This is a genomic window from Bacillus norwichensis (assembly GCF_014836955.1).
GTDB classification, from domain to species: Bacteria; Bacillota; Bacilli; order Bacillales; family Bacillaceae_C; genus Siminovitchia; species Siminovitchia norwichensis.
Genome location: NZ_JACSPV010000047.1, coordinates 21,280 through 34,333 on the forward strand (window position 1 = coordinate 21,280; position 13,054 = coordinate 34,333).

13 protein-coding genes are annotated in these 13,054 nt (G+C 41.7%); 3 read left to right on the top strand and 10 right to left on the bottom strand.

Features of this window, described 5'->3' with window-relative positions:
* Nucleotides 1-327 precede the first annotated feature (327 nt).
* Nucleotides 328-1,608, bottom strand: coding sequence for a transcriptional regulator (locus tag H9631_RS18780; protein ID WP_191815546.1), 1,281 nt, complete (start codon nt 1,606-1,608; stop codon nt 328-330).
* 85 nt (nt 1,609-1,693) lie between these two features.
* Between H9631_RS18780 and H9631_RS18785 the strand changes: the two genes are divergently transcribed.
* Nucleotides 1,694-2,803 (top strand): mandelate racemase/muconate lactonizing enzyme family protein, encoded by a 1,110-nt coding sequence (locus tag H9631_RS18785; protein ID WP_191815548.1) that lies wholly within the window; start codon nt 1,694-1,696, stop codon nt 2,801-2,803.
* The gene (locus H9631_RS18790) at nt 2,803-3,513 is read left to right on the top strand and encodes a GNAT family N-acetyltransferase (protein WP_191815550.1); all 711 of its coding nucleotides are present in this window, start codon (nt 2,803-2,805) and stop codon (nt 3,511-3,513) included. Before H9631_RS18785 ends, H9631_RS18790 begins: the two co-directional genes overlap by 1 nt.
* A gap of 443 nt (nt 3,514-3,956) precedes the next feature.
* Here the strand turns inward: H9631_RS18790 and tatC are convergent, their stop codons facing one another.
* From tatC to H9631_RS18835, 9 genes are all read right to left on the bottom strand, one after another.
* Nucleotides 3,957-4,793, bottom strand: coding sequence for a twin-arginine translocase subunit TatC (gene tatC, locus H9631_RS18795; protein ID WP_191815552.1), 837 nt, complete (start codon nt 4,791-4,793; stop codon nt 3,957-3,959).
* Nucleotides 4,794-4,810: 17 nt separating this feature from the next.
* Complete coding sequence (gene tatA / locus H9631_RS18800) at nt 4,811-5,005, bottom strand: twin-arginine translocase TatA/TatE family subunit (protein ID WP_191815555.1); 195 nt, start codon at nt 5,003-5,005, stop codon at nt 4,811-4,813.
* Nucleotides 5,006-5,111: 106 nt separating this feature from the next.
* Nucleotides 5,112-6,821 carry a GMC family oxidoreductase gene (locus H9631_RS18805; RefSeq protein WP_191815556.1) on the bottom strand — a complete coding sequence of 570 codons (1,710 nt, stop codon included), beginning with the start codon at nt 6,819-6,821 and terminating at the stop codon, nt 5,112-5,114.
* A gap of 14 nt (nt 6,822-6,835) precedes the next feature.
* Nucleotides 6,836-7,579: a gluconate 2-dehydrogenase subunit 3 family protein gene (locus tag H9631_RS18810; protein WP_191815557.1), complete on the bottom strand. Its 744-nt coding sequence runs from the start codon at nt 7,577-7,579 to the stop codon at nt 6,836-6,838.
* Between the two features lie 128 nt (nt 7,580-7,707).
* Complete coding sequence (locus H9631_RS18815; RefSeq protein ID WP_191815558.1) at nt 7,708-8,643, bottom strand: dipeptidase; 936 nt, start codon at nt 8,641-8,643, stop codon at nt 7,708-7,710.
* A 20-nt stretch (nt 8,644-8,663) separates the two neighbouring features.
* Entirely contained in the window at nt 8,664-9,308 is a 645-nt protein-coding gene (locus H9631_RS18820) for an SDR family oxidoreductase (RefSeq protein ID WP_191815559.1), read from the bottom strand.
* 298 nt (nt 9,309-9,606) lie between these two features.
* Entirely contained in the window at nt 9,607-9,816 is a 210-nt protein-coding gene (gene copZ / locus H9631_RS18825) for a copper chaperone CopZ (RefSeq protein ID WP_191815560.1), read from the bottom strand.
* Between the two features lie 21 nt (nt 9,817-9,837).
* Nucleotides 9,838-12,231, bottom strand: a complete 2,394-nt coding sequence (locus tag H9631_RS18830) for a heavy metal translocating P-type ATPase (protein ID WP_191815561.1) — start codon at nt 12,229-12,231, stop codon at nt 9,838-9,840.
* A gap of 35 nt (nt 12,232-12,266) precedes the next feature.
* Nucleotides 12,267-12,563, bottom strand: a complete 297-nt coding sequence (locus H9631_RS18835; RefSeq protein ID WP_191815562.1) for a metal-sensing transcriptional repressor — start codon at nt 12,561-12,563, stop codon at nt 12,267-12,269.
* 131 nt (nt 12,564-12,694) lie between these two features.
* On the opposite strand from H9631_RS18835, the gene H9631_RS18840 reads away from it, so the two are divergent.
* Nucleotides 12,695-12,997 (top strand): hypothetical protein, encoded by a 303-nt coding sequence (locus H9631_RS18840; RefSeq protein WP_191815563.1) that lies wholly within the window; start codon nt 12,695-12,697, stop codon nt 12,995-12,997.
* Nucleotides 12,998-13,054: the final 57 nt, after the last annotated feature.

Here is a 13,054-nt window from a genome sequence, read left to right on the forward strand (position 1 = left end):
TACATCAGATGTTAGTTTCATTGATTATTATATAACAACATCCCCAAAAATAAAAGTCATTTTTTATATTAATCTATCATTAATGAATTTTATGACATTTAACCAAAAATATTTCTATTCCTACTTAAAGCGGGTTAGAATGAAAAAACTTTGCGGGACTTTCCAGTACAGAACAGCGAGAACAAGCAAGACGATTCCTGAAAATGCAGTTCTTCAATTACCATAAGGAAGAGGCTTGTAGCCTTAAGGCTAGGTGCTGCAACTAGAATAAGATAAAGCTTCTTTGAATAAAAAACTTATACTTTACTCATAAAAAAAGAAAGTCCTTCACGGGCTTTCTTTTCCAAAATTATAGACAGGAATATCCAGTTCATACAAAGCGCGGGGACGTCCTTGTGTGTATGTCATTTCCTCCCCGACCACTTTTATTGAACCGTGATCAACCAGCTTTTTAATCATACGTTCTGCGGATCTTCGTGTCACCTGGAGATATAAGGATAAGTCCGCCGCAGTGAATTGAAGGGTTTGACGATATTGGGAGAATTGAATGATTTTTGATAAATTTGCTGGACTGATTTTAATCGCTTTAGCCAATTTTACAAGTTCAGGATGGACATTTACCAAGCTTTGAAACTTTACATCATCCGGATAAGGACCATACAACTCCTTCTTTTCCGTCAAAATATAAGCACAGCTTGTTTTTTCATGCTCTGCAAACCGTTGGGCGATCTTCGCATTCTCTTCGGCATCTGAAGCTGTTTCTCCATAACCGAATCCAACAGCAACAGCCTCCTCCCCGCTATGCAGGAATTGGCGAAATCTTTCTGTATGTATGGCACTTTCAATATCCCCGCGGGTACAGAAGAGGGAAATAGCAGAATCTGTCCTTTGATGAACCGAGGCCTGGATGGACTTAGCAAGACTGTCCACTTTTGAATCCGGATAGGCGAAAGAAGGAAATGACAAATAACAAACTGCAATCGTAGCGGCATTCTTTTTTATCCATTCAGCTTCCGCCTTCGCATTCAGAAGCCCTAGAATAAGTGCTTTGGAAGGATCAATCATCTGCTGTGCAGGTATCCCATTTTCAACCAGCTGATCATAAACAGAAGATATACTTGTTAGCGCCATTTTTGTGTGGCCGGTTCGATACAACTCCCGATGAAACTGGACGATTTGACTGATATCAAAATTTGCCGGCAGCATGCCGACAAAATCAATCACATGATGTTTGGTTTCAGGTGCTCCAATATTTTTCAGGACGTTGGAGAAATAAGAAGCATCTAAAACGTCTACAGACAAATGCTCCAAAGGGATGTTTTGATGATGAGCAACTGAAAGGAGAGAAATGGCGATCGTCATTTCATCCTGTTCCATATAAAGTGCAGGGATCGTCAAATGCTTTCTGGCTTCCATGGAAAAATGGTACGGAAGCCCGCCTGAATAAAACACGATATCACAAGGTTTTAAATTTCTTGTTATGGCAGCTGCTTCTTCCGGCTGCGAGTATATGTAAGGAACAATTTCCACATCCTTGATTTGTTCGGCCAAAAGAGTTATATTATGCATAAAATCAGTTGGTCCTATTACTGCGATTTTTGTAGTCATTAAATCTGCTCCTCCAATTAGCGACTATTTAACGACAATTCTATTCAAGAAATTTATCTTTGTAAAGTGAAGGGATTGATTCATCATGAAAATTGAAGCTATACATATCCATGCCATCCGTTTGCCATTACATAGCCCTTTTATAGTAAGCTATGGCACATATCATGATATGCCGACCATCATCTTAAAACTAGAAACAGATGAAGGCATTGTAGGTTATGGTGAAGCTTTGCCGGACGAATACGTTACCGGAGAGTCTCTTGAAAGCACGTATTCCCTTTTAAAACATACTCTTGCCCCACTGCTAATCGGCAAAAATCCAATGGAATTTGAAAAACTCCATGATCTGATGAACGAGACGATTTATGCTGTTCCTGCCGCAAAAGCCGCTTTGGACATTGCTTGCTTTGATGCTGTGGGTAAAAAGCTCGGCCAGCCTGTCTATCAGTTGATTGGCGGACGTTATCACGAAAAGTTCCCTATCACCCATGTCCTCAGTATCGCGGAGCCGCAACAAATGGCCGACGAAGCAGCTGCCATGATAGAAAAAGGCTATGACTCCTTTAAGATGAAAGTTGGTACAGCTGTTCAAAAAGATGTTGAACGGATTCAAGCTGTAAGAGAAAGAGTTGGAGAAGGTATCAACATTCGCGTCGATGTCAATCAGGGCTGGAAAAACAGCGCTGATTCCCTTGTCGCCATGCGTTCATTAAAGGAGTTGAATATCGATTGGGTAGAACAGCCTGTGAGCGCCGATGATATTGACGGTATGGTTGAAATCAAATCCAAAACTGATATTCCAGTCATGATTGATGAAGGTATGAAAGGCCCACGCGAGCTGCGAGAAATTATCCGCAAGCGGGCAGCGGATAAAGTAAATATCAAACTAATGAAATGTGGCGGCATCCTTCCAGCAGCAAAACTTGCGTATCAAGCTGAAATGGCCGGAATCGAATGCCAGGTGGGGTCAATGGTCGAATCTTCCATTGGATCTGCTGCTGGTTTTCATGTAGCTTTTTCAAAGAAAAATATTACAAGCGTTGAATTGACAGGACCATTAAAGTTTTCTAAAGACATCGGAAACCTTACATATGACGTCCCTTTCATTCAGCTCAATGAGAAGCCTGGACTCGGTGTGGAAGTGAACGAGCAAACATTGGATGAATTGACAAAGTTCAAGGACGTTGTTCGATAATGAGCTATTTTTTTGAAGGAGTTTTAAAAAATAGCATTCCCTATCAAGTTCGCCGCCTATCAACAAATGATATGGCACAGATTCTTGCCCTGCAGGAAATTGTTGTTCAAACATTGGACAATAAAGATATATTACAGCCGCTGTCTTATGAAGAATTTCAATTTATTACTGATGGGAATGGTATCCTTATCGGTGCATTTGCGGAGCAAAAACTGATTGCCTTCCGGGCTCTACTGGTTCCACCTGTTGATGAAGACGGCCATTTAGGCCTTGATATTGGTTTGCCAAAAAACGAACTTCAAAATGTCATTTATCAGGAAATATCGAATGTCCATCCCGACTACCGCGGCAATGGCCTGCAACAGCAACTTGCACAGTTGATTATGCAGGAGCTTTCAAAAGAAAAACAAACATATAAATATATTTGCGCAACGGTAATGCCTTTCAATATCCCAAGCCTGAAGGACAAATTCAGCCAAGGTATGATAATTGCAGTCTTAAAAGAGAAATATGAAGGGCGCTTGCGTTATGTCTTTTATAAACGGCTTGGGGAGGATGCTCCTTATGAATGGGCTGAAACAACGGAGCTAGCCATGAGTGATATCAAAGGCCAGCAGAACCTTCTCGAAAAAGGCTGGCGCGGATTCAAAATGGACAAGCGTGAAGGAAAGCTTGTTGTCGTTTACGGGAAAAGAATATCTGGAAGATAACTTGATGTTAGGATGGGCTTCGTGCCTATCCTTTGTTGCTTGTATTAAAAGCGGGCACTACTAGCGCCCCAACTTCAAAGATAAAAGACCGCTTTTCGGGTTGTTTTCTCCTGCTTGGACAGTATTTTTCCTTTTTCGGACAATACCTTGGGCAAACTGGATTGTATTTCGCTTTTTCGGATAGTATTCCGTTTTTTTGGATAGTATCCCCTCTTGTTCGGACAGTTTTTCGGATAAGTTGGACGGTACGGCTTTTTCAGATGGCGTTTTTCCTTAGTTGATTCGTGTTTCCGTCAAACTGCGTCCCCGTACGGTTGATTTTTTGACGGTCCTACATCTTTTAAATAGGCAGCCATTCCTATTGCTATGGCTCAACATATCCCGAACCTCACAAAAGCAAAATCAGTCGGAGAGAAATAACTCTGACTGATTTATCTTTGTCCTTATTCAGTTGAGACGGCTTCTGCTTGTTGAGGGGACTCCTGCCTTGCTTCCATTTTTCTGACGATATAGATGCTTACTTCATATAGTAATGCCATTGGAATCAATACCATCAGCTGACTTATAAAATCTGGCGGTGTAATCAAAGCGGATAAGATCGCGATAACCAAATACGCCCATTTTCTCACCTTTTTCATTGTTTCCGAGGTCAGCACACCGATGGATGCCAAAAACATTGCTATAATCGGTAGTTCAAATAATAATCCGAGCGGCACTGTTGTCATAATGAGAAAGTGCACATACTCCTGTGCCGAAACGATAACATCAAAGTTCATCGCGCCAAAGTTCATTAAAAAATGATAACTTAAAGGGTTAACTACAAAGTATCCGAAAGCCACTCCCATAATAAATAGCAAAAACATGGCGGGTGAATATAATCCAAGAAAGCGGATTTCATTGGATTTCAAGCCCGGTTTAACAAATTGCCAAATAAAATGGACGAAAAATGGAAGAGATAGTCCCAGCGCAATGGTTACACAAATGGAAGTGTAAAATTTGATGATTTGGAAAGGTCCAAAAACAACGAGTTCATTTCCTTTCGTCACATAGGGAAACCAGAGATTCATCGTTGTGAAAACAAGTATTAGGAATAGGACAAATACAACAAGACTCTTGATCAGTTGCTTGCGAAGATCGGATAAATGTTCAATCAAGGCCTCTCCATTCGATTCTTCCTCTTGTTTCTCTATCTGGTAATAAGGACGGTCCCTATCAAGATCTTCGGGATTTTTGTCCAAGGGACTGAGAATTTTTCTATTCTTTTTCGGAACTTGTCCCATGCGATGCACCTTCTAAGTCAAGTCTCTTTATTGTTTTCTTGTTTTGCTGCTGTTTCACCATCATCCATGATTTCCCGAGTAGATTTCTTAAACTCGGATAAGGTTTTACCCATAGCTCCACCAATTTCCGGCAATTTTTTCGGTCCAAATATAATCAGTACGATAACCAAAATAATAATCAGACCAGGTATACCAATTTGTGAGATTCCCATCCTAACTAACCTCCTTTTATAAGAGTAGGACGTCTTCATGCCACAGGTCACAGAATAGGCGGCTTTCAGACGTCCTGACAATCCCTTGACTTAGAGACTCCCAAATCTAAACAAGGCTTCCCCCATTCTTCCTGTATTTAACAATCCCTTCCGCACATCTATAGGCTAATGCTCCAACGGTTCCTGTCGGATTATAGCCGCTGTTATGTGCAAAATTCCCTGCCCCGACTACAAATAAATTATCGGCATCCCAATGCTGCAAATAGTTGTTGACAACACTTGTAGCAGGATCTGCTCCCATAGTCGTGCCGCCCGTGTTATGCGTGGTTTGATATGGAACTATATCATAGTCGCTCAAGGCGTTGGCAGGGACTACTTCTTTAGCCCCCATATCTTTTATCAGTTCAGCAGATTTCTCTGTCGCAAATTTGTGTAATGCCCGGTCTTGATCGGTAAAATTATATGTCATCTGTAACAATGGCAAACCGTAGGCATCTTTATAAGTCTGATCAAGTGACAAGTAGTTTTCCTTATGAGGTAAAGAAGCTCCTTGACCTCCCACAAACAATGTGCGAGTGTAGTAGTGAATAGATGCCTTCTTGAACTCCTCACCCCAGAGTGGAACATCCGGAGGAACTGGATTGCTCGAAATCGGTCTAGTCCCGGCCTGCGTAATCCAGATGCCGGCTCCGTGAAGAAAGTCTGCTTTATCGTGGTCGAAATTGTCGCCATTAAAATCATCCATGTACATACCAAGTGACCCTGCACCCATGAAAATATTCATCTGGTCGTCAAAAAAGCCTGTCGCCCCGGCATTCAATTGATAACAATAGTTGCGTCCAAGTGTTCCTCTTCCCGTATCCGGATCATACCGCTCTCCGATATCAGAAACCATAAGCAGCTTGGCATTGTTTAGCACATAGCTTGTTAAAACTACTATATCTGCTGGCTGGATATATTCATTCCGTGTCGTAGTGTCGATATATCTGACCCCTGTGACTTTATCGCCTTTTTTCAAAATCTCGACGACATTGGCATTTGTCCGTACTTCATAATTGCCGGTCTGTTCCGCTGCCGGAATAACCGTTATTTCAGGAGACGATTTCGCACCATATTCACAGCCGAACCTTTCGCAAAACCCGCAATACTGACAGGCAAAAATCTTCTGGCCGTCTGGATTTTCATATGTTTCGGACAAATTTGCCGAAGGCAGCATATACGGATTATATCCTCTGTCTTGCGCCGCCTTCTCAAACCTTTGAAGGATCGGCGTCTTTTTCATAGGTGGAGTTGGATAATCACTAGATCTTTTCCCTCCGAGTGGATTTGTTTCACCAGAAATCCCGGCTGTTTTTTCAAATTTATCAAAGTAGGGCTCCATCTCATCATATGTAATACCCCAATCCTGAAGCAGAAAATCATCTGGAATTTTACCTTTTCCATACTTTTTTTCTGTCATGCTTCTGATTTCAAAGTCATAAGGTAAAAACCTGAAAGTCCACCCATTCCAGTGGGTTCCCGATCCTCCAAGACCTTCTCCCAAAAGGAACGATCCCATCTGCCTCATCGGAAGTGCTTTCTGTTTTCGGGTATTTCTAAAGGTGACAGTCTCCTTAGATAAATCCTGCATCAAATCATAACGGATAGCATACCGGTACTCGTCATGAATCCGCTGGTAGTCCTGTGTTCCCCTTCTTTCTCCACGTTCTAGGCCCAACACTTTCAATCCGGCCTTTGCACATTCAGCTGCTACAATCCCTCCGGTCCAGCCGACTCCAACAGTTACAACATCCACTTTATCCAATGTTTTAGCCATGTCCCTCAACTCCTTTAATGATCCATACTCGCCAAAGATTTAGGGTTGATTTTCTGAAATTTATCGCTTTCCACAACGTTTATATAGGCTGCTTGATGACCCGGGAAGTTTTTCATCTTCCAGCCGTCCATATTGTTATTACCTCCATAAATCGGATCTGAATAGGCCCCTTCCAACGTTGCCGACCTAAGCAGTTTAAAGAAAAAGTCTGACGTTATTCCATCCATTTTTATTTTCCCTTTTTGAAAGTCCGTTAATATTTCATCCATTTGTTTACCTTCCAGACTGGCAAAACTTTTTTTGTAACGATTCTGTGCTTCTTTTTCCATCATTCTAAGCCCCGCTAAAAAGGCCTCCTGCCGATTGAGCGGAGTTTGATATCCTTGGGTAGCTTCTCCAATATCAAACGGCCCCTGCATATACTCCCTTGCATTCACTCCATAGCTTCCAGCCAGCTGGCTGTCAATAAAATAAGGAACACCAAGCTCGATGGCCCCAGGACCTAAATCATCCTTTGGAAAAATCCGTTCGGTTGCTTGTGATAAAACATCAAAATCATTATAATTTTTGAAGAACTGCAATCCTTTTGGAGTCGATTTGTCTTTGCCTTTGCTCTCCTTTCGTGCAATTTCGGTTTGCTGATTGGCGTTATATCCTATCAACCCACCAATCAGACCGCCTCCAATCAAGGTACCTGTAGCGATTCCGGAAGTTTTCAGAAAGTCACGACGCGTTAATCCTTTATCTTTTTCCGACATCTAAACAGCCTCCTTAGCTTTTAAATTAAAATGGGAACAAACAAAATAAAAAAACCGCTTGGGACTATATTTCCCATAACGGTTTTTTTCATTCTTTTTTTACATTTTTCATATATTCCAAGTGCCCATCAAATTTTCCAATTTGATACGGTTTCAAAGAAGTTTTGACCAGCGAATCCTCTTACCTGATCTTCCGAGTAATATTTTAAAAGCTCATTTATTAAATTTGGATAGTGAGAGGCATTTTCCAGCCCGTTAATATGTCGGTCAATCCCGTCAAAGTCAGAGCCAAATCCAATATGGTGAACACCGCCCAACGAACAGAAATGGTCGATATGCTTGATAAGATCAGGAATCGTCACTACTTCTTTTTTCGTTATAAATTCAGGAAAAAAGACAACATGGAGCATCGCGTTTTTTGCAAAGAGTGCTTCAGCCTGCTTATCTGTCAAATTTCTTGGATGATTGCATAATGTCTTTGAATTTGAATGACTCGCTATCGGATAATCCGCCAGCTCCATCACATCCCAAAAAGCTCTTTCGCTTAAGTGGGATACATCTGTAAGCATCTTTCGTTGATTATTCAAGAGGACGACTTGTCTTCCAAACATTGTCAGACCCGCACCGCGCGGTTCCTCTGCTCCATCCGCTGCCAGGTTGCCATAATTCCAAGTAAGACCGACTGCCCGAACTCCCATATGATTTAAAAGACTAAGTTTTTGGAGGTCATTGCCGATACAATCCACCCCTTCAAGCGTTAATACTGCCCCAGTTTGGCCAGGTTTCAAATCCAGAATATCTTTCCAACGTCTAATCTGTATAATGTCGGAGTTTTTTTCCAAGACCTCTGAATAGAAATAATCAATTTGCTCGAGAGCAGCCTGAAACTGCTCCGTTGATTTAAGCTCTGGAGGAACGAAAATAGCGAAACATTGAACTTTAACATTCCCTTTTTGTAAACGTTCCTTATTGGCATCAAGTTCCGGGGAATCTTTGAAACGAATCATCCCATGACTTTCCCACAATTTCCATAAAACATCACAATGAAGATCGATAATATTCATATGCACCACGCCACTTCCGATTAAATTCTTTTTAATGCCTCTTCAATTGGAGTTTCCCCAGAAACAAGATCGAACGATTTGTTGTACGTATGTTTCTCTTGCAAGCATTCGACAACAGTTTTTGCCACATCTTCTCGCGAAATAATGGCCCGCTCTGTCATTTCACCCACTGAAACTTCGCCTGTTCCTGGCTCATTCACAAGACCGCCAGGCCTCACAATGGTATAGGTCAACTCACTTTGCATCAAAGCCTTATCGGCATAATGCTTGGCAACATAATAATGTTTGATCTTCGAGTTCCAATTTTCTCGATTATTTGCTTGAAAAGCACTGACCATAAGAAAGCGATTTACCTTTGCTTTTTCAGCTGCTTCAACTGTTTTGACGGCTCCATCCAAGTCTATCAGTAAGGTTTTATCTGCTCCTGTTTGACCACCAGATCCTGCTGTAAAGATGACCGCATCGTACCCTTTCATCACCTCTGTCAGATCTTGCACGCTATTCTCTAAGTCCGCCACTAAAGCTTCCATCCCTTTTTCTCTGAAAGCTTCAGCTTGCTCTTCTCCTCTCACCATCGCGACCCCAATATAATCCTTATTTTCCTTTAACAAACTCATGATATGACGGCCAATTTGACCATTTGCACCAACAACCAATACTTTCATGCATGCCACCCCTTATACCATTTTTCTATTCAATAAGAATTGCCCCATTCATTTGACGAAATAATCTGATTGTCCTTAATCGAATTCTACCTTAAGAAAGCCTTTTCTGCTAACATTTTTCCTTTCATTTCTTGAATAAGTTCATCTACCTACTTCCTAATCACCTCACTCAATCCTTCACATCTATCATCACCTTATTTTACGCTATATCGGCAATACTTCGATGTGTTATACCAGTTGAAGTTAGGCTTACCTCAAACAGAAAATAACCCCCTAAACGGAGGTTATTTTCTGCAATCTATGCTTTAACATCGTACCCTTGATCTTCAACTGCTTCTTTCATTTTACCAGTATCCGTTTCAGAAGGATTATAGGATACTTTTACTGTTCCTTGAGCCAAGTCTACTTCGGCTTTTTCTACACCAGTGAGAGTGCCTAATGCTCTTTCAACGGATTGCTTGCAATGCCCGCATGTCATTCCTTCTACTTTTAAAACTGTTTCTTGCATTTTAATCTCCTCCTAATTTATTTATAATTTGATTCTTTTTAAACGAAGCGAATTAGAAACTACCGAAACTGAACTGAATGCCATTGCAGCCCCAGCAACCCATGGAGCGAGCAGCCCTAAGGCTGCAATCGGAATTCCAGCAGAATTATAAGCGAGGGCCCAGAAAAAGTTCTGATGAATATTTCTCATTACCGCATGACTAAGGCGAAATGCTTTAGGAATCAACATTAAATCTCCGCCTAAAATTGTAAGATCAGCAGCCTCTATAGCAACGTCTGTACCAGTTCCAATGGCAATCCCGACATCCGCCAATGCAAGGGCCGGAGCATCGTTAATTCCATCCCCTACCATTGCCACTACTTTTCCTTGAGCTTTCAGTTCTTTCACTTTTTCCGCTTTGTGTTCAGGCAGTACTTCAGCAAATACTTGCTCAATTCCGACCTGATCTGCAATTGCCTTTGCTGTTCTTTTGTTGTCTCCTGTCAGCATAAGGACTTCGATACCTTCTTGTTTCAAACGATTAACGGCTTCTTTTGCATGGTCTTTCACGGTATCTGCGACAGCGACTATTCCTGACAAACTTCCATCTACAGCAATAAACATGACTGTTTTTCCTAGGCTCTCCAATTCTTCAACCTTTTTCAGCTTTTCTTGATATAAAACAAGATTGTCGCTCATTAGCTTTCTTGTTCCAATCAATATTTGGTGTCCCTCAATTACAGCCTTGATTCCGTGCCCTGCAATGGCCTGAAAGTCTGTTACCTGCTTCATTTCTACGCCACGCTCTTTACCGTACCTGACTATTGCTTCTGCCAATGGATGTTCAGAAGCATTTTCGCCAGAAACTAGATAAGAGAGAACATTATCATTGTTATACTCAATGTCTGTTACTGATGGTTTTCCCACTGTGATGGTACCTGTCTTATCTAATATGACTGCATTCACTTTATGTGCCATCTCCAAATGCTCGCCGCCTTTGAACAGGATACCTGTTTCTGCCCCTTTCCCTGATCCTACCATGATCGATGTTGGAGTAGCCAGTCCAAGGGCACACGGACAAGCGATGACAAGAACTGTGATTGACGATTCCAGGGCTTTTTCAACATTCCCTGGGTCTACGATGAAAAGCCAAGTCAAGAAAGTTAGGATAGCAATCCCTACAACAATCGGCACAAACACACCGGAGATTGTATCCGCAATCCTTTGAATGGGAGCTTTACTGCCCTGAGCTGCTTCAACGATTTTAATAATTCCGGCGAGAGCTGTTTCTTTTCCAACCTTCGTTGCCTTTATTCGAATCATACCATGCTCATTGATTGTTGCTCCAATGACTACATCGCCCGGCCGCTTTTCCACCGGAATGGACTCTCCTGTGAGCATCGATTCATCTATTGACGTTTCACCAAAAATTAGTTCTCCATCAACCGGAATTTTTTCACCCGGCCGCACTACGATAATATCTCCTGGTTTGACCTCATCCACCGGTATTTGCTGTTCTTCTTCGCCTTTCAAGACACTTGCGTTTTTCGCCTGAAGGCCCAATAAATGTGAAAGAGCTTCAGTCGTTCTCCCTTTAGCCCGCGTTTCAAACATCTTACCGAGAAGAATGAGCGTAATCAGTACTGCACTTGTTTCAAAATACAAATGCGGTTCATATCCTGGGTACATCCAAGATCGAACACCTTCAAGTACACTGTAAAAGAAGGCGGCAGATGTACCAAGCGCCACGAGTACATCCATATTAGCACTTTTATTTCGTAGTGATTTATAGGCACCTCTGTAAAATTGACCGCCGATATAAAATTGAACTGGCGCCGCTAATATGAATTGAAGTAAAGGATTCATTAGGATTGCCGGAACTGGAAGTGCTAAGCTGCCAGGCAAATGTCCAAGCATTGTATAAAGCAACGGTAAGGAGAAAAGGGCAGAAAGAATGAATTTCTTTTTTTGTTTCTCATATTCCTTCGACTTGACCTCCGCTTTTTCTGCCTGCGTTGTCTTCACCTTAGCATCATATCCGAGATTTTGAATCCTTTCGATAATGTCTAAAGCGGAGGCTCCCCCCTGCTCAAGCTCCACAGCAGCGGTTTCTGCAGCAAGATTGACTGTTGCTTTTTGGACCCCATCCATTTTATTAAGTACTTTTTCAATTCTTGTAGAACAGGCTGAGCAAGTCATTCCATATACATCTAAATCAAGCTGCTCGGTTTTTACGCCATAACCGAGATCTTCAATTTTCTTGGCTATGTCCTGAGCAGATACTTGCTCATCTAAAATCGTTACTGATGCCCGTTCCAGGGCAAGATTGACATTCGCTTCAACTCCCGGCATTTTGTTCAAAACCTTTTCAATTCGGTTTGAACAAGCTGCACATGTCATACCTTCTATGGGTATATCTAATGTCTTATTTGACATTCCAAGCCCTCCTTTCACTAGATTTATGGATTAAGTTATGTCTTGACCAATTGATTCACAATTTTCATTAGCTCATCAATCGCATCGTCGCCGTCCCCGGATTTGATGGCATCGGCCACACAATGATGCGTATGTTTTTCCAGAAGCGTTAAACCCACCTGCTTCAACGCGGAACTGACGGCTGTCAGTTGAATAAGTATATCTGCACAATAGCGGTCATCATCCACCATTTTTTGAATTCCACGTACCTGTCCTTCAATCCTCTTTAAGCGATTTTGAAGCATTTTCTTTTCATTAGGATTTCTGTGGACATGTCTCAATTTTTCACTCATATAGGTCCCTCCGTTCTACTGCTTTTATATACTATACCCCCGTACAGTATAAAAATCAAGTTGTTTATCTTAGAATGTTGAAACAAACTTATGGTAATACTATCGAATATTACTTAATAAGGTGTGATTTAATGGAACCATTTCCGGTCATACATACAAACTTTTGGGATTCAGTTATCGCTGTCCCTGTAGTGCTAATTGTCACCCAGATCATTAAAGTCCTGTTTCCAATCCCTCGAGTTCTCATACCAACTGTCGCTAATATTCTCGGATTAGCATTTGCTCTTTTTATTGCTCATCGATTCAATTTCTGGGGAGCCATCTTTATGGGACTATTTTATGGGAACGCTGCTGTAGGCGTGTATGCATCGTTGAAAACATCATGGCATGCCTATAGAAATTCTGATCAAAACAAATCAAAACCACCAGTGTGAACTGGTGGTTTGCTCTGCGGCTGAAAGCCTCTCTTACCGGCCTCGGCCTAAAAGGCC